Source organism: Mesorhizobium loti R88b, from assembly GCF_013170845.1.
GTDB classification, from domain to species: domain Bacteria; phylum Pseudomonadota; class Alphaproteobacteria; order Rhizobiales; family Rhizobiaceae; genus Mesorhizobium; species Mesorhizobium loti_B.
Genome location: NZ_CP033367.1, coordinates 6,997,032 through 7,016,336, shown reverse-complemented (window position 1 = coordinate 7,016,336; position 19,305 = coordinate 6,997,032). Strand labels below are relative to the sequence as shown.

Annotated in this window: 15 protein-coding genes; 4 read left to right on the top strand and 11 right to left on the bottom strand. The window is 59.7% G+C overall.

The features are described 5' to 3' along the window. The first annotated feature begins 452 nt into the window (after window positions 1–452). Together EB235_RS33805 and EB235_RS33800 are read left to right on the top strand one after the other, a co-directional pair. A complete protein-coding gene (locus EB235_RS33805; RefSeq protein WP_027033142.1) occupies window positions 453–1,886 on the top strand; it encodes a phosphomannomutase in 1,434 nt (477 codons plus the stop codon). Continuing rightward, complete coding sequence (locus EB235_RS33800; RefSeq protein ID WP_006334012.1) at window positions 1,886–3,301, top strand: mannose-1-phosphate guanylyltransferase/mannose-6-phosphate isomerase; 1,416 nt, start codon at window positions 1,886–1,888, stop codon at window positions 3,299–3,301. The genes EB235_RS33805 and EB235_RS33800 overlap by 1 nt, the downstream gene beginning before the upstream one ends. Before the next feature lie 1,019 nt (window positions 3,302–4,320). Here EB235_RS33800 and EB235_RS33790 read toward each other — a convergent pair. Further along, window positions 4,321–4,581, bottom strand: coding sequence for an XRE family transcriptional regulator (locus EB235_RS33790; RefSeq protein ID WP_027033144.1), 261 nt, complete (start codon window positions 4,579–4,581; stop codon window positions 4,321–4,323). A gap of 787 nt (window positions 4,582–5,368) precedes the next feature. Between EB235_RS33790 and EB235_RS33785 the strand changes: the two genes are divergently transcribed. Continuing rightward, window positions 5,369–6,454, top strand: a complete 1,086-nt coding sequence (locus EB235_RS33785) for a cytochrome-c peroxidase (RefSeq protein WP_032925888.1) — start codon at window positions 5,369–5,371, stop codon at window positions 6,452–6,454. Between the two features lie 326 nt (window positions 6,455–6,780). Continuing rightward, on the top strand, window positions 6,781–7,464 hold the full coding sequence (locus tag EB235_RS33780) for a transposase (RefSeq protein WP_080680386.1): 684 nt from the start codon (window positions 6,781–6,783) through the stop codon (window positions 7,462–7,464). A gap of 307 nt (window positions 7,465–7,771) precedes the next feature. Here the strand turns inward: EB235_RS33780 and EB235_RS33775 are convergent, their stop codons facing one another. The 10 genes from EB235_RS33775 to EB235_RS33725 all read right to left on the bottom strand — a co-directional run bounded on the left by EB235_RS33775 (window position 7,772) and on the right by EB235_RS33725 (window position 19,300). Beyond that, window positions 7,772–9,265 carry an NAD-dependent succinate-semialdehyde dehydrogenase gene (locus EB235_RS33775; protein WP_051371157.1) on the bottom strand — a complete coding sequence of 498 codons (1,494 nt, stop codon included), beginning with the start codon at window positions 9,263–9,265 and terminating at the stop codon, window positions 7,772–7,774. Window positions 9,266–9,815: 550 nt separating this feature from the next. Further along, a complete protein-coding gene (groL, locus tag EB235_RS33765) occupies window positions 9,816–11,474 on the bottom strand; it encodes a chaperonin GroEL (protein ID WP_027033148.1) in 1,659 nt (552 codons plus the stop codon). Window positions 11,475–11,536: 62 nt separating this feature from the next. Continuing rightward, window positions 11,537–11,833, bottom strand: a complete 297-nt coding sequence (gene groES, locus EB235_RS33760; RefSeq protein WP_006203049.1) for a co-chaperone GroES — start codon at window positions 11,831–11,833, stop codon at window positions 11,537–11,539. A gap of 1,453 nt (window positions 11,834–13,286) precedes the next feature. Continuing rightward, window positions 13,287–13,739 carry an aspartate 1-decarboxylase gene (panD, locus tag EB235_RS33755; protein ID WP_006333949.1) on the bottom strand — a complete coding sequence of 151 codons (453 nt, stop codon included), beginning with the start codon at window positions 13,737–13,739 and terminating at the stop codon, window positions 13,287–13,289. Between the two features lie 58 nt (window positions 13,740–13,797). Next, window positions 13,798–14,781, bottom strand: a complete 984-nt coding sequence (locus EB235_RS33750; protein ID WP_027033150.1) for a beta-ketoacyl-ACP synthase III — start codon at window positions 14,779–14,781, stop codon at window positions 13,798–13,800. After that, window positions 14,778–16,043: an adenosylmethionine--8-amino-7-oxononanoate transaminase gene (locus EB235_RS33745; protein WP_027033151.1), complete on the bottom strand. Its 1,266-nt coding sequence runs from the start codon at window positions 16,041–16,043 to the stop codon at window positions 14,778–14,780. The genes EB235_RS33750 and EB235_RS33745 overlap by 4 nt, the downstream gene beginning before the upstream one ends. Further along, window positions 16,043–16,678 carry a dethiobiotin synthase gene (gene bioD / locus EB235_RS33740; RefSeq protein ID WP_027033152.1) on the bottom strand — a complete coding sequence of 212 codons (636 nt, stop codon included), beginning with the start codon at window positions 16,676–16,678 and terminating at the stop codon, window positions 16,043–16,045. The genes EB235_RS33745 and bioD overlap by 1 nt, the downstream gene beginning before the upstream one ends. Then, window positions 16,675–17,814, bottom strand: coding sequence for an 8-amino-7-oxononanoate synthase (locus EB235_RS33735; protein ID WP_027033153.1), 1,140 nt, complete (start codon window positions 17,812–17,814; stop codon window positions 16,675–16,677). The genes bioD and EB235_RS33735 overlap by 4 nt, the downstream gene beginning before the upstream one ends. Next, entirely contained in the window at window positions 17,811–18,806 is a 996-nt protein-coding gene (bioB, locus tag EB235_RS33730) for a biotin synthase BioB (RefSeq protein ID WP_027033154.1), read from the bottom strand. The genes EB235_RS33735 and bioB overlap by 4 nt, the downstream gene beginning before the upstream one ends. Before the next feature lie 146 nt (window positions 18,807–18,952). Beyond that, entirely contained in the window at window positions 18,953–19,300 is a 348-nt protein-coding gene (locus EB235_RS33725) for a hypothetical protein (RefSeq protein WP_027033155.1), read from the bottom strand. Window positions 19,301–19,305 lie beyond the last annotated feature (5 nt).

The window sequence follows — 19,305 nt, the reverse complement described above, 5'->3', positions numbered from 1 at the left end:
GCTTGGGCCCAGCGCCCTAGGCGACGCCATGGTCGGCGAGCGCTCTGGCTGACCTTAATCCATTACCCAAGAATCACAGGGTCCATTGCGCTGATCGAGACGGCTTTCTAGCCCTATCCATGCCATGGATGCGTTCCATCCAAACAACCAAGTTTACGGACCTGTCATGATGATGCATAGCGAAATACCGGCAGGCACCGATCGATCACTCCACTTCCTTGATCATTAGATGAGCGCGCCAAAAGATTCCATTAGAAGGAGAACTGTGGATGCCCCTGTGCCAGTGGATGCCCTGCTGTTCGGCGGAACTCTGAGGGGTCCTTACGCCACACCGTGTTGTAGAGACCGCATACCTGAACAGCAGGTGCCTGAGAACGATGGCGCTTGCAGTAGAAAGTACTAGCCCGTTGCAACATTACCCCACCCTGCCTGTCCACTAGCAAAGCGAAATCATGAAATTCGGGTCAAGCGGCGTTCGAGGTTTGGCTTCGGAATTGGTCGGCAAGGCCAGCGGACTTTATACCGAAGCTTTCGCTTGGCGTTTGATTTCCAGCCGGGTTCAGCCGAATAGTTCAGTCTTCATAGGCCGCGACCTACGTGACAGCAGTCAGGCGATAGCCAACAATTGCATGGCGGCGTTGGCCGCAAATGGTTTCCAGCCGATCGATTGCGGCACCATACCCACGCCTGCCCTGGCACTATATGCATGCAAACACGGCGCGGCGGCTCTTATGGTCACCGGGTCGCACATTCCAGCCGATCGCAATGGCATCAAATTTTATGGCCCGAATGGTGAAATCAGCAAGGCGGATGAGGCCGCGATTACGCGCTTTGTAGCCGAAAGATCAATTGCGTATTGCTTACCAACGGCTTGTTTGGGAACGACGTGGCCTATGCACCGTGAAGAAGCGATCGCCTCTTATCGAGAGCGCGCCCATGACATGCTGGAGCCGGGCTCACTTTCCGGCATGAGACTTGGTGTCTATCAGCACAGTTCGGTCGCGGCGGAACTGTTGGTACAGGTTCTTCGATCGCTCGGTGCCAGCGTGGTCGCCGTCGGGAAAACCGGGACCTTCGTACCTGTCGATACCGAAGCCGTGGACGCAGCAACAATCGCAAAATTGAAGAAGTGGGTCCGCGAATTCGGTCTCGATGCCATCGTGTCGACCGATGCGGACGCTGATCGGCCACTCATCGCTGATGAAAATGGCGATCTTCTTCGCGGCGACCTGGTTGGGCTTGCAACGGCTCTTTTCCTGAAGGCAGACACGATCGTGACGCCAGTGACCTCCAATTCGGGAATTTCGAAGGCCTTTGGTTTCGCGGTCCAGAGGACGAAAGTCGGGTCTCCATTTGTCATTGAAGCAATGGAAGCATTACACGGCGCCGGCGGCGTCATCGTCGGCTTTGAGGCCAATGGTGGTGTTCTGCTGGGCTCGGATTGTGTGGTGAATGGGAAGACATTGACTGCACTGCCGACGCGGGACTCATTCCTCCCGATTTTGGCCGTGCTCAGTACCATGGCGTCGACAAAAAAGAAGCTGTCGCGACTGCGCGGGCTTTGGAATCTTCCTGTGTGCGTCAGTGACCGGCTTCAGAACTTCCCCGCGGAAAGTTCGCGCAGATTGATGGATCATCTCGCAAGCCGGAACGCACTGCAGCACTTTCTTGCCTCGTTCGGGACCGTCGCCGAAATTGACAAAACCGATGGCCTCAGGGCGCGGATGCTTTCAGGTGAGATCATACATCTGCGGCCTTCCGGCAATGCCCCGGAACTGCGCTGCTACTCGGAAGCTTCGACCGAGAGCAGGGCCATGGCGATCGTCGCCTCGACGCTGCAAGGGGCACATGCGTTCGCGCTTACAGACGAGATAGAGGACCTTTGATGAAAGTGGTTCCGGTCATCATCAGCGGTGGAGCTGGTTCGCGGCTCTGGCCCGCCTCAAGGCAATCGCACCCCAAACCTTTCCTCAAGGTGGCGGATGGACTTTCGCTCATCCAGCACACCGTGTTGCGCGCCGCTTCGATGCAGCATGTCGTGGAGCTTGTTACCGTGACGTCCACGGGGCACCTCTTCCTTACGAAAGACGTTTTCGACGAGCTGGATTCCGTTGTTTTGCCACGCACCTTTCTGCTTGAGCCTGAGGGTCGGGATACCGCCGCCGCCGTCGCTGCGGCAACCGTCCATGCCAAGGCAACACAGGGTCCCGATGCTGTTCTGTGTGTTTTTCCCGCCGACCATATGATTGGTGATCTGCCCGCATTTCAAACCGCCATGAACCGGGCAATCGAACAGGCGCAGCAGGGGCGTATTGCAACCTTGGGCATAACCCCGGATAGGCCAGACACCGCATTCGGCTACATCGAGGCCGACGGTGAGAAAGTTGTCCGGTTCGTCGAGAAACCGAACGCCGAGACTGCCAAATCTTATGTCGCGTCCAAACGTTTCTTCTGGAACGCCGGCATCTTCTGCTTCAAGGCGCAGGTCATGCTCGACGAAATGGCTGCGCATTGCCCGCAGGTGATCGATGCCGTTCTCGATAGCTATGATAACGCTCGCGTCAGCCACGGCGAACATGTTGCCAGCGTCGAACTCTCATCTGAGCACTTCGCCATGGCGCCGCGTATTTCACTCGACCATGCGGTGATGGAAAAAACCCACAATCTCGCTGTCGTTCCCTGCGAAATGGGGTGGAATGACATTGGATCTTGGAACGCAATGGCCGAACTGGTCGCCGCTGACGGGAGCGGCAACAGGATTCGCGGCGATGTCCATGTGGTCGACACCGTGGGCAGTTACATAAGCTCGGACAAACGCGTCATCGGCACCGTCGGCATCAGCGACCTGGTGATCGTGGATTCCCCCGATGCATTGCTTGTTGCATCCCGCGATCGCGTCCAGGACGTCAAGAAACTCTTCGAGGGCCTCAAGGCTGCGGGACATGAAGCGCACTTGCTTCACAGTACCGTGCACCGGCCCTGGGGCACCTACACGGTTCTGGAGGAAAGCGAGCGCTTCAAAATCAAGCGCATCGAGGTGAAGCCGGGCGGACGCTTGAGCCTGCAGATGCACCATCACCGCTCCGAGCACTGGGTCGTGGTCAGCGGCACTGCGAAAATAGTCAACGGCGACCAGGAGCTACTCCTGACCACCAATCAATCCACCTATATCCCTTGCGGCCACAAACACCGGCTCGAAAACCCCGGCAATATCGGACTGGTGATGATCGAGGTCCAAAGCGGCGAGTATCTCGGCGAAGATGACATCGTGCGGCTTGAGGACGTATACGGTCGAACCTGACAGTTCAACGTCACATGCCCTACGGTGGCTGGCAGACCGAACCTGCGTCGGCATGTGGGCTGTCAGGCGACCGGCGGCTAGGCAAGGCGAGGCAAACCAGAACAGGTTTTATGAGTATGGCTAGTGAGCGATGTCGCAACGACAGGCTGGCCGAATTGTTGAGACGGCAGTTTTCCGGCGAGATTGTCAGACGACACTTGCGCATCCGATGTAACGGCATGCGCTGCTACAGCCGCTCGAGTTGCGGAAGGTATCGGCAATATCAGTCGATCAGGTGCGCGATAAGGTTCGTTGCCATGTACGGCAGGCGCGACATGAGCGGCCTGGCACTCTGACGGGGTAGGCCAGCATGCGCCGGGCCTGACTGGCGGGGCTCGGAAGAGAAACGCGGCACCGGCTGACGAAGATAATACGCTCCTGCGCGCCGGTGACGGACCGGGGCCATTAGGCGTAGGCGCATCGCTATCGCCATGCCACGTGGACAATCCTATTCGGGCTGGGCAGATGGACGGTAATTCCAGCTTTCGACGGCGTTGACTTCGTCGATGCAGACCGGCCCCGATGCACCGCAGTCCTCGCATTTCATCACAACGCGCGCCTCGTCCGTCTCATATGGCCTAACCTCGCAGCTTGTGCAGAACGGGCAAGGGATCGCTTTCATCGTGACGAACCTTCCTGATGGCCTCGGGTGGTTTCGCCGAAATCTTTCGTCTAAGCGCTCGACTTCGCAAGCGCTGATCGTTGTGCCGTAGTTCGGCGCCACCATCGGGTAGGAATATTTTGTCCACATGCCCTCGTACGATCAACCGGCTAGCCGGTTCTCTCTATCCACAGATCTGGCCTCTCGTGCGGGCCAAGATTACATCCGTGTCGCCCAGCATGAGGCCGATCTTCCGCAGAGCGAATCGATTCCGTAGAAATAAGAATTCTGCCACCGCCCCGCCGCCGTAAGGGTATTGATATACCCTTGGGATTTTGATCCGACCTGGCAGGCGGCGGGTAATCTTCAGAGGCCGACGTCAGGCAGCGTTCGGGATACCCCAGATTTCATCGAAGATACTCTCAGCCAAGCCAAGCGCCCGAGCGATCCGATCGCGATAGCCCTTGTCGAAACAATGGCCAGATTCGATCAGCCCGACCTCCTCGACTGTCAGACCGCTGGTCACGGCAACGTCCTCGGTCGAATAGCCAAGATGTTCCCGACATGCCTGAATTACGGGTTTTCCGTTTGAGATTGCGGTAAGCACTGCCTCGGGCAGCGCGAAAGGCGTTGCGGTCATTTTGCCTCCAAATGCAGAGAACGGCCATTCGATAACTCGAAACAAGCGGCGGCCGATGTTGAAATAGGATGCCGAAACAGCCCGAGCCGGCGGCATCCAAAAATGCGATCACTCTCGAACGTGTGAGAGGCGCTACGCTAATATGGCGGCCGCCGCCGTTTAGATCAAGAACCTTGGCTCGCTTTACGAGGATTGCTCCAGTGGCCACAATTCGACGACACAGTGCAGCGCCGTCATCACGCTCACATCGATGATTGCGCGGCCGCTTTAACGCGCCGTCGGCTTGCGGCGCGATTGAGGAGCCGCGATCTGGCGGTCGGGCACTAGGCGCACCAGCTCGCGGACCAGCGTCAAAGTATCTGCGGGGACTGTCTAGCGATGCTTGCCGGCGGCGTTCATCTTGAGCTTTAATACCGTGTGGTCCCCTCCCGCCCATGCAGGAGGCCGGGTGCCCATCGGACAAGACGCTGAGGGACCAACATCTCTCTGTTTCAGCCCGACTGCTGGCTGTCAGATCCGCGACACCGGAGTAGAGCTGCGCTTTGCTGCGAATTCCCTCAACCTATTGAATGATGACCAGAAAATCCCCCGGAGGTTCCTTCTGCTCAGTTGGCACGACTTTTGATGCTTCTCGAGAGGCGACAGGAGATACCGACTGGCGTTCATCGTGGGTGATATCGCGCAATGCAACGAAGGAAGACAATATGTCAGGTCCGCGTCAGAATCGGTTTTATGCAAAGAGGATTGCCGCCTTTAGCGCAAGGCGTTCACGAACCGCATATCAACAATGGCTTCCGTGCAAAACGCAGGGAGATCACTTGTGAAAATCCTATTCACTACGGTGGCTGTCGCGTTGCCGGCCATCGCTTTTGCTGCGCAAACGATCCCCGTATACCTCAGAGAAACAGCACGGGCCACCTTCAAGCCTCTACCATCCATCACGCCGACAGTCGCCAACAACCCGATCACACCGGAGAAGATAGCCCTGGGCAAGGCAATGTTCTTCGATCCACGCGTCTCGGCGTCAGGCGTCTTGTCGTGCAATTCGTGCCACAACTTGGCCACCGGGGGCGACGACAATCATGAAAGCTCGATCGGCCATGGTTGGCAGAAGGGACCGCGCAACGCGCCGACGGTACTGAACGCTGTCTTCAACATAGCGCAGTTCTGGGATGGTCGTGCTGAAGACCTGAAGGTTCAGGCCAAGGCACCGATCCAAGCCGCTGTCGAAATGGCCAACACACCAGGTCAACTCATCGCCACGCTCAAGTCGATGCCGCAATATGTCGAGTGGTTCAATTCAGCTTTCCCGGGCGAAGCCGATCGCGTCACCTTCGAAAACGTCGCCAAGGCAATCGAAGCCTTTGAGGCGACACTGGTCACACCGGCGCCCTTCGATGCCTTCCTCAACGGCGATGACGCCGCTATGACTTCCGAACAGAAACAGGGCCTGACGCTTTTCATGGACAAAGGCTGCTCGTCCTGCCACGGCGGTATCAACGTGGGTGGGGAGGGCTATTCCCCATTCGGCCTCGTTGAAAAGCCCAACACCGATGTCCTGCCGGAAAACGACAAAGGCCGATTTGCCGTGACCCATGAAGCCGACGATTCCTATGTTTTCCGCGTGGCGCCGTTGCGCAACGTAGCACTCACCGCGCCATACTTTCATTCGGGCAAGGTTTGGGATCTGAAACAGGCCGTCGCCATTATGGGGACCACCCAGCTCGGCCAAGAATTGACGGAAAAAGAAGTCGACCTGCTCGTTGCCTTCCTTAATTCGCTGACCGGAAAAGTACCGGAGGTCGCCTATCCCGTCTTACCCGCCGAAACGCCGACAACGCCTCGACCTGTATTGCATATCCTCCCGCAATGATTGGCCGGAGCTGGCTAGTGAAGGTCGCAATCACGAATGATTGCGACCTTCACTGGGACGAGACGATCATGACTTCCGGCGAGGCCTATCCAACTGGAAAGCTATGACGCGCGAGCCGCTGTTCCAGCTCTGCAAACGCATCGATATGAAAACAAAGCTGCGGCCAGCCAGCGACGTGGCCCGAGCATTTGTCGATGCACACCGCAAGTGCCGCTTGCTCTCGGGCTATCTCATCCATATAGCTCGGCGCAACAGAGGAAGCGCCAGTTGTTCAGTCATCGTCAGCCGCGACCTCCTGTGCAATTCGTTCTAACAAGGAAGAAACTATGAGGCGGCAGACCCGACCGTTCACTGTGGAGGTCAAACAAAAGCGCAATTATCAAAAACGGGGCCATTCCATCTGGAGCGATGTCGATCTCTCCGCGGCTATAGCCGACACAACAAGGGAGCTCAAAGATATGGATCTGCCAAATCGTCGGCTGATTGACTCTAATGTCATAGCCCTTGATGCTGAACACGCGCACAAACCGCGAGCGGAGTATCTCATGGCAAATCCCCTAGACGCTGAATCAGTAGAAGCTGCAACCGAACACGCTCCCAAAGGAAGGACGCCTGAAACGAAGAAGAAAACCCCACCTTCGCGGAAGGCCAAGACTGAGCCTGGTCGCAAGAATGGCGCCAATACGGCGTCCCCGGCGGAAGCAACAGCAACAGGAGCGGCCGTGCGGAGCGCCCGGAAGGTCTACTCCGGAAAAGAGCGCGCCCAAATGCTCGCTCAGGTCGAGACGTCGATCAGCGGCGGCACCACTCTCAAGAGCGCCGTAAAGCAGGCGGGTATATCGGAACAGACCTATTATCACTGGAAGAAGGCCGCGGCGCCTAGATCCGATGGTGACGATCTGAAGGACCTGGTCGCGCTCGAGAAAGAAAACAAGCGATTGAAGAGCCTGCTCGCGGAACGCCTGCGCACAGAGAACGCGGAACTGAAGAGGAAGCTAGGGCTGCAATAAGGCTTCAGAAGATGCCGCCATTCGACCCATACGGTAGAACTGTGATCGAAGGCTCGCCGGCTGTCGGATGGACGGAGATTTTGTTCACCAGCACCCTGATCTGTCGCGGCCGAGACAGGAAAAACCACTCCCGGCGGATTGAAGCGGTACATGGCAAGCACGTGTCAATCAGGGATCGGTGAATGCGGCCGAAGGCAAGGATGACAGCATCAAGGTTTTACACTGGGCCTTGATCGAAGGCCACCATTCCATCGATGGCCGCGGCGGATTGTCAGGGCGAAGTCAATGGGACGCCGATGCTGTGGGATTATAGCCCACCCATGCACAGGTACTTCATTTCGAGATAATCCTCGAGGCCGTGGCGCGACCCCTCACGACCGATCCCTGATTGCTTCATTCCGCCAAAGGGTGCGGCCTCGGATGACATGCGTCCCGTATTGATGCCGACCATTCCGTATTCGAGGGTTTCAGCCACGCGCCACACGCGCTTTAGATTGGAAGCGTAGAAGTAGGCTGCAAGACCGTAAATCGTGTCATTCGCCTCGCGCACCACCTGGTCGGGATCGTTGAAGCGGATTATGGGAGCCAGCGGTCCGAAGGTTTCTTCCTGAGCGACCCGCATTGTCCTTTCGACGTCGGTGATCACCGTTGGCTCGAAGAAGGTTCCCGATTCGCCGATACGGTTGCCACCGCAACGGATCTTCCCACCCTGCCGCACAGCATCGCGAATATGATCTTCAATCTTTGCAAGCGCGCACTTATCGATCAGGGGACCGATCGCAACTTCTGGCTCGAAACCGTCACCGACGCGCAATGCACTGACGCGCTTGGTGAATTTGTCGCAGAATTCATTATACACGCTGGACTGTACGTAAAGCCGATTGGCTGAAACGCAGGTCTGGCCTGCATTCCGAAACTTTGCCTGTAGCGCACCATCGACGGCAGCGTCGACGTCTGCATCATCAAAAACAATGAAAGGAGCGTTACCACCAAGTTCGAAGCTAGTTCTTTTGATCTGATCCGAACACTCCCTCATGAGCAGCCGCCCGACCTCGGTCGACCCAGTGAAGCTGATCTTGCGGACCTTCGGGTTCGAGCAAAGTTCACGCCCAACCGCATCGCCTTCCGATGCGTAGATCAAGTTTAGAACGCCATCGGGAAAACCTGCCATCCGGGCAAGCGTGAACATAGCACCCGCGACAAGCGGTGTTTGCTCCGCGGGTTTCAGAACAATCGCGCAGCCGGCGGCAAGCGCAGGCGAAATCTTGCGAGCCACCATCGAGGCGGGAAAATTCCAAGGAGTAATGGCGCCGACAACACCGATCGGCTGTTTGATTACCAGCATACGCCTGTCGTTAGAAGGCGGTGAAATCGTCTCGCCATAGATGCGATTGGCCTCCTCGGCATACCATTGGAGGTAGGCTGCGGCATGGGCGATTTCAGACTTCGCCTCTGCAAGCGGCTTACCCATTTCAGCCGTCAAAATGGCTGCAAGATCCTCGCTGTGGTCGAGGATCAGTTGGTGCCATTCCCATAAGATGTCGGAGCGCTCGCGCGCGGTGAGCGCCGCCCAATGTTCCTGCGCAGCTTCAGCCTTATCGATTGCCTTGGAAACGTCCCGGACATCCATATCTGGAAGCTCAGCCAACAGCTCGCCCGTTGAGGGATTGAACACCGAAAAACGCCTCGTGGATTGCTCCGCCTTCCGACCAGGCACACCGGCCAGATCGTCAAATAGCTCGGGATTTTTGAGACGTCTCGTCAGCGACTGTGTCACGGTCAAACCGTCGTCCCCCTTCATGGTTAAGTTACTAGCTTCGCAACGTACTAATAAGCACACCTTGTGCCAGATGATCGGACGAGATCGTTCCGGCCCTCCGTCATTGCAAGCGCAGCTTCCCGACTGATTAGCCCATAGCAATGACAGCCTCAATCACGAGTCGCGCTAAGGCTTTCGCTCCATAGTAGGCAAGCGCGGATAGAGCTCGTGAAGAGCTGGCATAGGCGGAGTCGATCATCGAAATCGCCGACGTTGGCAACAGCACTGCGGTATCATTCTTTGAGCGGCTTCCACGGCCGCTCATATCAGGCATATCGAAAACCGACCGCCATGGTCGAACGTGCCATCGATGTAGTGGCTTGAGCGCTGCTAAGTCTTGATAGTCGCGCACAAAGCCATGTTTGTTCAGTTCGCCACCCGAAAGCTCCACTGCGACGATGTAGTGTGGCCGTGTAGGCGCGCGCACTACAATATCACGCGAGCCCAAACCTTTTCCGACCGGCTCCGTCCCAAAAAAAGGGGGCGGCGTCGCTGCCGCCCTCTCGGTATTTGAAAGCTGATAGAGGCTAGATTAGAAGTCCATGCCGCCCATGCCGCCCATGCCGCCGCCGCCCATGCCGCCAGGCATGCCGCCGCCGCCAGCAGACTCCTTCTTCGGAGCCTCCGCGATCATGGCTTCGGTGGTGACGAGCAGGCCGGCGACCGAGGCCGCGTCCTGGAGAGCCGTGCGCACGACCTTGACCGGATCGACGATGCCCATGGCGATCATGTCGCCATATTCGCCGGTCTGGGCGTTGTAGCCGAAGGTCGCGCCCTTGTTCTCAAGGATCTTGCCGGCAACGATCGAGGCTTCCGCACCGGCGTTGGCCGCGATCTGGCGGGCCGGAGCCTGCAGCGCGCGACGCACGATGTTGATGCCGGCGGCCTGGTCGGAGTTTGCGCCGACAGCGTTGATGCTCAGCGAAGCGCGCAGCAGGGCAACGCCGCCGCCGGGAACGATGCCTTCTTCCACGGCCGCGCGTGTCGCGTTGAGGGCGTCATCGACGCGGTCCTTCTTTTCCTTGACTTCGACTTCCGTCGCACCGCCGACGCGGATCACCGCAACGCCGCCCGCCAGCTTCGCGAGACGTTCCTGCAGCTTCTCCTTGTCGTAGTCCGACGTGGTCTCTTCGATCTGCTGCTTGATCTGGGCAACGCGGCCCTGGATCTCTTCCTTCTTGCCGGCGCCGTCGACGATGGTGGTGTTCTCCTTGGAGATCGACACCTTCTTGGCGCGGCCGAGCATGTTGAGGCCGACGTTCTCGAGCTTGATGCCGAGGTCTTCGGAGATGACCTGGCCACCGGTGAGGATGGCGATGTCTTCCAGCATGGCCTTGCGGCGATCACCGAAGCCCGGCGCCTTGACGGCGGCGATCTTCAGGCCGCCACGCAGCTTGTTGACGACCAGCGTGGCCAGAGCCTCGCCTTCGACGTCTTCCGAGATGATGAGCAGCGGCTTCGAGGTCTGCACGACGGCTTCGAGAACCGGCAGCATGGTCTGCAGGTTGGAGAGCTTCTTCTCGTGCAGCAGGATGTAGACGTCCTCGAGATCGGCAACCATCTTGTCGGCGTTGGTGACGAAGTAGGGCGAGAGATAGCCGCGGTCGAACTGCATGCCTTCGACGACTTCGAGTTCCGTCTCGGCAGTCTTGGCTTCCTCGACCGTGATGACGCCTTCATTGCCGACCTTCTGCATCGCTTCCGCGATCATCTTGCCGACCGACTCGTCGCCATTGCCGGCGATCGTGCCGACCTGGGCAACCTCTTCCGAGGTCTTGATCTTCTTGGCGTTCTTGATCAGCGTCGCGACGACGTCGGTCACGGCAAGATCGATGCCGCGCTTCAGGTCCATCGGGTTCATGCCGGCGGCAACCGCCTTGTGGCCTTCCTGGACGATCGACTGCGCCAGAACGGTCGCGGTCGTGGTGCCGTCGCCGGCGATGTCGTTGGTCTTTGAAGCGACTTCGCGGACCATCTGTGCGCCCATGTTTTCGAACTTGTCTTCAAGCTCGATTTCCTTGGCGACGGTGACGCCGTCCTTGGTGATGCGCGGGGCGCCGAACGACTTGTCGATGACGACGTTGCGGCCCTTGGGGCCGAGCGTGACCTTCACCGCGTCGGCGAGGATGTTGACACCGCGCAGCATGCGCTCGCGGGCATCACGGGAGAATTTTACGTCTTTGGCAGCCATTTTTAACTCCTGGCAAGGGCTTGGATTGAGCCCGGGAATTCAGTTGACGGAAAGGCCTGATATCAGCCGATGATGCCCATGATGTCGGATTCCTTCATGATCAGAAGGTCTTCGCCATTGAGCTTGACTTCGGTGCCCGACCACTTGCCGAACAGGATGCGGTCGCCGGCCTTGACGTCCAGCGGGACGAGCTTGCCGGCTTCGTCACGAGCGCCGGAGCCGACAGCAATGATCTCGCCTTCCTGCGGCTTTTCCTTTGCCGTATCCGGGATGATGATCCCGCCGGCGGTCTTGGATTCGGATTCGACCCGGCGAACGACCACGCGGTCATGAAGCGGGCGGAACTTCGACTTTGCCATTTTTTCTTCCTCGATGAGAACGGTGAGAAAAGCGTCCGGCGACGCCGGATAACTTACAAAGCTCGGCTATGCCGGCCTGCGGTTAGCACTCACCAAGGGCGAGCGCTAACAATGCGACGAGATAAGCCCCAGGCGGGGGCTAGTCAAGACAAGAGGGTGGGCGATCACGATTTTCCGGACGATGCAGCCCTGAAAGAGTCGAGCCAATCGATGGTGTTCGGAGGCTCGACCCACAGGATGAATCCACCCTGCGGATCGGTAACCATTGTGCCTTCCGCGATCTGCCAGCGCGCTTCGTCGCACCGTAGAGAGCGAGGTGAGGGGCTGAGCATTTGGTAGCGCCGAGACGTGCCGAGCTTTTGCGTGGAGTGGCCATGCGGGATGTCTCCTTTAGCATCATCTCCCGCACCAGAGGCTTGCCCGTTCATGGGACTGTATTTCTATCCACAGGGTGGATGCATCTCATCGAAACAAACGATTTTATCAATCTTCCGGAATCTCGCGTTTGACGTCAGCACCTCACACGCCCTGATCGCCCGCTCCCCTCACCAGAGCGGCAGATTTTTTGCAGAGGTACTCGGACTGAATACGCGTTCCCATTCACGTTAGTTGTGGATAACAAGGCTGAATTAACATGCAGAATCTGCGCATCTAAATCGATTTGAGCACTCACGGACGTTGCGGACCAGAATCGCCGTCACCCTGAAATCGACAAGGCATCGGCTATCCCAAAATCGGGGCTTGACGTTACGTAAGGTCCTATGTTTTCCGATGTGCGGGAACGACTTCCAGTCTCAGCCCAAGGGCAACGAAAATGAGGGCAGCAATGGTGGCTGGCGAACCTAATGACGTGCGGGTCAAGCGTTGTAGTGGGGGATGGGTTGTTCATATTGTCGAGGACGGCAAACTGACAGTTCTTCGGTTCAAGACACAGTTTCCCGCCGAAAATTACGCCGATGGCCAACGAGCCAGGCTCGGTCTTGCTGCCAAGCCACCGATCGACGAACCTGATATGTAACGCGATCAGGCGTCGGATGGCTGGCGAGCCTTGGCGCCGGCGAGAAACACTTTGCCGAAGGCCCACCTCAATGCTGCTTGCGGCCGTTCGGCTAGCCATATTCGCGATGATGGTTGGCACCGCTGCCGATGCGGAAGACGGTGGCCTGCTTGATCGACACGGCGGCAAAGATCATGAAAAGCCAGGTCGTCAAGGACCCAGCCGCGGCGCTTGAGAAAGCAGAGAGAATTTGCAAGCCGCCACCGCAAGTAACCTGAGACAAGGGTCAGACATGCAAACCGCTGTTCGCGGATCAGCAGCTGCGAGACATTGCGCCATCCCACGAAGGCCCACGGTGCCCAAGGCGCAGTGGGCATCGGCCTTTTTCAGCAACTTCGTCGAGTCTTAGACCAGACGCTCTTCAGTGCCGAGGCTCGCACATCTGCGGAGCGCGGCTCACGCCCCGGAAACCAAGGCTGGAATTGCCAAAGCTTCATTCGCCTCATCAAGGATCGAGAAACTGTAACGGCCGTCTGTGTCAAGATCGACGGAGTAGCTCAGGCGGTCGAGTATGTAGTTATCCTGGTCGAACGTGACGATGCGCGGCTTCAGCGAGGTGATATGCGCTTCGTCCAGGTAGATGGAGTTGCAGACGATAATTGGGTCGTCGGGCTGACAGGTGCGAGCCGCCGCTCCGTTGAGGATGCAGCACCGTGAACCGCGCTCGCCGAGGATGACATAGGTCGAAATCCGCGCACCGGAATTCTTGTTCCATATCTCCACGAATTCCATCGGCAGGATCCCGGCTGCCTCGCAGTGGTCGGGGTCGAGCGTTATCGAACCATGGTAGTTGAGGTTCGCTTCGGTGACGTGGATGCCGTGCAGCTTGCCGGCGACTAGTTTTCGCATTGGTCGTTGTCCCTGTATTCATCGTTCAAGGTCAGTCTTGGCAGTTCGGTTCGCGCGGCTAAATTCCAACGACGATCGCACCGCCGCTAAGACCCGCACCCGCGGCCGCCAGAAGAACCTTCTCCCCTGGCCGGAACGGCGCCGCCCGATGGGCGAGCGACAGCGAGAGCGGGATCGTCGCGGCGGAAGAGTTGCCATACTCGGCGATCGTCTTGACGATCGCTTCATCGGCGATGCCGAGGTTTCGCCCGACCGCATCGAAAATGCGGGCATTGGCCTGGTGCGGCACAAACCGATCGATGTCCTGTGGTCGCACTCCGGCAACGGCAAGCGCGCTTGTAGAGCAATCGGTCATCATCTCAACAGCTTTGGCGAACACTTCGCGTCCGTCGGTCATCGTCATCCGAGTTTGCCCGAGATCCAGATCGTCATGGAATGGGATGCTGCTTCCGCCGGCCGGGATCTGGATCAGCCCGTAGCGCGAGCCGTCCGAATCCACCGAAGCGCCGAGAATACCTAGATCAGGGTCCTCGCACGCACCAATCACCAGGGCGCCGGCGGCATCGGCGAAAAGGACCGAACTTGCGCGCTCGGCCGGATTGATGCGGCGGCTGAGGATGTTGGCGGCAATGACAAGGCTCGCCTTCCCATGCAGACGAGTGAAGCCGTCGGCAAACATCAGCGCATAGATGAAGCCGGCGCAAGCGCCGGTCAGATCGACGGCGCCGGCGCGGCCAAGGCCGAGTTTGTGCGCGACCAGGGGTGCGCTGGGCGGCAGAAGGTGGTCGGGTGTCGAGGTGGCAAGCAACAAAAGACCGATGTCGCTGCGGTCGATGCCGGCGTTCGCCAAAGCCATGTCGCCAGCCTGCGTGGCAAGACCAGACAGCGTGTCTTGGTCCGTTGCCCAGAAGCGCGAACGTATCCCGGTGCGCCGCTCGATCCAGCCGGGTTCTAGCCCGAGACGGTTTTCGATTTCCGGGTTCTCGACCTTGCGCGACGGCGCATGATGACCAAACCCGAGGACGCGCGACGATCGGCTCATGGCTTTGTGCCGAAGCGTTCGCCGGCCTCCTCGATGGCGTCATGGAGCCCGTCCAATTCCTCGCCGGTGATGCAATAGGGCGGCAGAAGATAGAGGACATTGCCGAGCGGGCGCACTAGCAGGCCGCGCTCGAGGAAGAAGGCGCGGAGCTTCGGTCCGATCTCGGCCAGATAGCCGGCTGAGCCGGTGCGCAGATCGAGTGCCGCGATCGTGCCGGTCGCCCGGCAGTCGGTGAAATATGGATTGTCCCGGAAGCGTTGCAGCCCGGCGGCCTGCTTCGCGCTCAAGGTCGCGATCCGTTCGGCCACCGGCTCGTCGCGCCAGATCTCGACATTGGCAAGTGCTGCCGCGCAGGCAATCGGATTGGCGGTGTAGGAACTCGAGTGGAAGAACGTCTTCGTGCGGTCCTCGGAATAATGGGCCTGGAAGATGGCATCGGTGGCAAGTGTGGCGGCCAGCGGGATGGCACCGCCGGTCAAGCCCTTCGAGGTGCACAGGATATCAAGAGATATGGACGCCTGCTCGCAGGCGAACATGGTCCCGGTGCGCCCCCAGCCGGTCATCACCTCGTCGGCGATCAGCAGAGTTCCGGAGGTTTCTGCGATCTTCTTCAATTCGGTGAGAACCGAGGCCGGATACATCAGCATGCCGCCGGCGCCAAGCACGAGCGGCTCGACGATCAGCGCGGCCGCGCGCCGGTCACGGCTGACGGCCTCGAAACGATCCAGCGTTTCCTGCTCGCGCCCGGAGGCCGGGAAGGGGATTGTGTCGACCTCGAACAGCAAGGGCTCGTAGGCGGCGTTGAACACGCCTCGGGCGCCGACGCTCATCGTGCCGATGGTGTCGCCATGATAGCTGTGCTCCATGACGACGATGCGCGAGCGCGGCGCGCCGATGTTGCGGAAATAGCCGAGCGCCATCTTCAGCGCGACTTCGACTGAGGTCGAGCCGCTGTCGGAATAAAACACCCAGTCGAGACCGGTGGGAGCGAGCCCGACAAGCGCCCTGGCCAAGCGTTCGGCTGGCTCGTGGGTGAAGCCCGCGAAGATGATCTGGTCGAGGCTCGACGCGGTCGTCTCGATGGCCCTGATGATGCGGGGATGGCGGTGGCCATGCGTGACGACCCACCAGGACGAAATGGCGTCCAGGATACGTGTGCCGTCAGCCTTGTAGAGATAGGCGCCTTCCGTCCTGACGATTTCAGGGATAGCCGGCTCGAGCGCGTGCTGGGTGAACGGATGCCAGACTTGAGACTGCGACATCACTCGCCTCCTGCGATCGCTGCGAGGTCGAAGCCGGCAACCATCGCTTCCCTCAGCGTCTCACTCGTCAGCGGATCGAGCAGCGGCAGCCTGCCAAGCTGGCGTATGCCGCTGAATTCCACGATTGTCCTTTGCGTATCGGCCACTTCATCGCCGATGAAGGCGATGCCGACGAGCGGGATCGAGCGAGCCCGCAGGGCCTCGATCGACAACAAGGTGTGATTGATGGTGCCGAGCTTGGTACGGGCGCACAGGATGACCGGCACCCGCCACTGAGCGAATATGTCGATGAACTTGGTCCGCCGGTTGAGCGGCACCATCAGTCCCCCGGCACCTTCGATGACGATCGGACCCGGCAAGTCCGGAAGCGAGAGCCTTGCCACGTCTATCGCGACGCCATCGAGTTCGGCCGAACGATGCGGCGACAGCGGCTCCTTCAGGCGATACACTTCCGGCAGCACGCGCCCCGGCGGAAGGCCGGCAAGCCGCGCAACAACCTCGCTGTCGGTCTCGCCGTCGAGGCCCGACTGCACCGGCTTCCAGTAGAAGCCGTTGAGGAAGCCGGCCAATCCCGCCGAAAACACCGTCTTGCCGATTCCGGTATCTGTTCCGGTGATGACGATGCGCTTGGTCATGTCGAGGCCAGCACCTCGACGAGCGCCTCGACCATGGCGGAAATGTCGGCTTCGTCGACGTTGAGCGTCAGCGAAATGCGCAGTCGCGATGTGCCCTCGGGTACGGTCGGCGGACGAATGCCGCGTATGTCGAAACCGCGCGTCTGCAGCGCCGCCGCCACCGCCATGGTGCGCCTGTTGTCGCCGATGACAAAGGGCTGGATCTGCGAGCCGCTGGGCTTCACGCCGCAGCGCTCGGCCAATTGGCGGCCCGCGAAGGCTACGCGCTCCTGAAGCTGGACACGGCGTTGGGGCTCGTCGGATAGCATGGCCAGCGCTTCGCGCACTGCCACCGCCATCAGAGGCGACGGCGCGGTGGCGTAGATGAATGGCCGGCAGCGGTTGACGAGATAGTCGCATAGCGTTCCCGGCCCGGTGACGAGTGCGCCGGACGCGCCGAGCGCCTTGCCGCATGTGTGAAGTGCGACAATGTTGTCGCGGCCCTCGAAAGCGGCGGCCAGCCCGCGGCCGTCCGGTCCCCAGATGCCGGTGGCATGCGCCTCGTCGACGACGAGGAATGCCTCGTGCCGATCGGCAAGCGCGATAAGGCGCGCCATCGGGGCGCGGTCGCCATCCATGCTGTAGAGGCTTTCGACCGCGATCCAGATGCGGGCCATGCCGCCTTCGGCGCGCCAGCGGGTGATCGCATCCTCGACAGCATCGATGTCGTTATGCGCGGCGAGCTTGAACTCGGCGCGGCCAGCGCGGGCCCCCTCATGCATGCTGGCATGAGCAAGCTCGTCGAGGATCAAGAGGTCGCCCTTTTGCGGCAGCGTCGTCAGCAGAGCGAAGTTGGCGATATAGCCGCTGCCGAAGAACAGCGCGCGTTCGGCGCCGAAGAACGCCGCGGCGTCTGCCTCCAGGGCCTCGTGCTCCGGTGAGTTGCCCCTTAACAACCGCGACCCGGTGGCGCCGACCGGCGTGCCTCGCGCAATTGCTGCCGCAACCGCATCGCCAAGTCGTTTGGAGGCAGCTAGACCGAGATAGTCGTTCGAGGAAAAGTCGAGCCCGGCACGTGGCGACAGCGTCCGCAGCCGGTCCTTGCGCGCCAGTCCGCGCAAGGACGCGTCATACCGGGCAAGAAGTGCCTCGTTCATTGCGTCTCGAGGTCCATCGGCTCGATGCCGAGACGCTGGAACAGCAGAGTATCCTTGTCTTCGCCGGGATTGTCCGCCGTCAGCAGTGTGTCGCCGACGAAGATCGAGTTGGCGCCGGCAAAAAAGCACAGCGCCTGCATCTCATCGGTCATGGCGGTGCGGCCGGCGGAGAGTCGGACATGCGATTTCGGCATCATGATGCGCGCCAGCGCGATGACGCGCACGAATTCGATCGGCTCGATGGGTTTAGCCTCGGCAAGCGGGGTGCCCTCGATCGGGATGAGCATGTTGATCGGCACGCTTTCCGGGTGCTCCGGCAGGTTGGCCAGCGTCACCAGCATGTCGATCCGGTCCACCGGCTCTTCGCCCATGCCGACAATGCCGCCGCAACAGACCTTAATGCCGCTGTCGCGGACATTGGCGAGCGTATCCAGCCGGTCGGCAAACGTGCGCGTCGAGATGATCTCTGAGTAATAGCGCTCGGAGGTGTCGATGTTGTGGTTGTAGTAGTCGAGACCGGCCTCTTTCAGACGAGCGGCCTGCTCAAGATCGAGCATGCCGAGCGTCATGCAGGTCTCCATACCGAGTGCCTTGACACCCTCGACCATCGCCACCACCGCGTCCATGTCGCGCGCCTTCGGGTTTCGCCAGGCAGCGCCCATGCAATAGCGGGTGGCGCCGGCGTCACGGGCCTTGGTCGCCTCGGCGATGACGTGCCGGACCTCCATCAGCTTTGACGCCTTCAACCCGCTTTCGTGATGTGCCGATTGGCTGCAATAGCCGCAATCCTCCGGGCATCCGCCTGTTTTGATGCTGAGAAGCCGGCTGAGCTGGACCTTGTTGGGATCGAAATTGTGCCGGTGAAGGGTCTGCGCCTGAAACAAAAGGTCGTTGAAAGGCAGGTCGTAGACCGCCTGGGCTTCCGCTCGCGTCCAGGGGGGAAGCGCCCAACCGATTGGATCCGAGGTCAGGTCTGGGCTGAGTTCGTTCATAACGGTCTTGTTCTCCTAATCTTCCGTCCTTGACCTGGAGCGTTGCAGTGGATGTTGAAGACAAGGCGCATGCCAGCGGGAAGTCTTCTATCGAAACGCGAGCGGTGGCGCGCTTGAAGCGGATTCTCCAACTGCTGCCCGCAGGCTCAACTCACGTCATCCGTGGGGATTTCGGTTTCCGTTGTTTTACTTTGAGCGCAGGAATGCTCCTTTCTGATCGCGTCGCAGGATTCGGTGAAGGCGACGTCCAGCAGATAACCCAGAAGTTCCAGGCCGTGAGAGGCCGCCAACTGGCGCATCTCGTCGAGTCGGCAGATGATGACGCCAAGGGCTGCGACGCGGCTTTCTGTGCCTTGCTGGTCCGTCGTTCCCGCCTCCGTTGTTGAAGCGTGGCGCTTGTCGCCGAGCAGGCTTGCGTCGGCTGTTGGTGGAACCGGGGACGTGCCGATGCAGGTTAGCCTGCGACCAAAGGAGTTCCTGCGATCCCGGCTCATGTCCT

What these genes read in the sequence shown, in the direction of transcription:
- EB235_RS33800 (WP_006334012.1), top strand. Translation starts at nt 1,886, where the DNA reads ATGAAAGTGGTTCCGGTCATCATCAGCGGTGGAGCTGGTTCGCGGCTC.
- bioB (WP_027033154.1), bottom strand. Translation starts at nt 18,806, where the DNA reads ATGAACGAACTCAGCCCAGACCTGACCTCGGATCCAATCGGTTGGGCG.
- EB235_RS33785 (WP_032925888.1), top strand. Translation starts at nt 5,369, where the DNA reads ATGGCTTCCGTGCAAAACGCAGGGAGATCACTTGTGAAAATCCTATTC.
- EB235_RS33780 (WP_080680386.1), top strand. Translation starts at nt 6,781, where the DNA reads ATGAGGCGGCAGACCCGACCGTTCACTGTGGAGGTCAAACAAAAGCGC.
- EB235_RS33805 (WP_027033142.1), top strand. Translation starts at nt 453, where the DNA reads ATGAAATTCGGGTCAAGCGGCGTTCGAGGTTTGGCTTCGGAATTGGTC.
- EB235_RS33735 (WP_027033153.1), bottom strand. Translation starts at nt 17,814, where the DNA reads ATGAACGAGGCACTTCTTGCCCGGTATGACGCGTCCTTGCGCGGACTG.
- groES (WP_006203049.1), bottom strand. Translation starts at nt 11,833, where the DNA reads ATGGCAAAGTCGAAGTTCCGCCCGCTTCATGACCGCGTGGTCGTTCGC.
- EB235_RS33750 (WP_027033150.1), bottom strand. Translation starts at nt 14,781, where the DNA reads ATGAGCCGATCGTCGCGCGTCCTCGGGTTTGGTCATCATGCGCCGTCG.
- panD (WP_006333949.1), bottom strand. Translation starts at nt 13,739, where the DNA reads ATGCGAAAACTAGTCGCCGGCAAGCTGCACGGCATCCACGTCACCGAA.
- EB235_RS33725 (WP_027033155.1), bottom strand. Translation starts at nt 19,300, where the DNA reads ATGAGCCGGGATCGCAGGAACTCCTTTGGTCGCAGGCTAACCTGCATC.
- groL (WP_027033148.1), bottom strand. Translation starts at nt 11,474, where the DNA reads ATGGCTGCCAAAGACGTAAAATTCTCCCGTGATGCCCGCGAGCGCATG.
- EB235_RS33790 (WP_027033144.1), bottom strand. Translation starts at nt 4,581, where the DNA reads ATGACCGCAACGCCTTTCGCGCTGCCCGAGGCAGTGCTTACCGCAATC.
- bioD (WP_027033152.1), bottom strand. Translation starts at nt 16,678, where the DNA reads ATGACCAAGCGCATCGTCATCACCGGAACAGATACCGGAATCGGCAAG.
- EB235_RS33745 (WP_027033151.1), bottom strand. Translation starts at nt 16,043, where the DNA reads ATGTCGCAGTCTCAAGTCTGGCATCCGTTCACCCAGCACGCGCTCGAG.
- EB235_RS33775 (WP_051371157.1), bottom strand. Translation starts at nt 9,265, where the DNA reads ATGAAGGGGGACGACGGTTTGACCGTGACACAGTCGCTGACGAGACGT.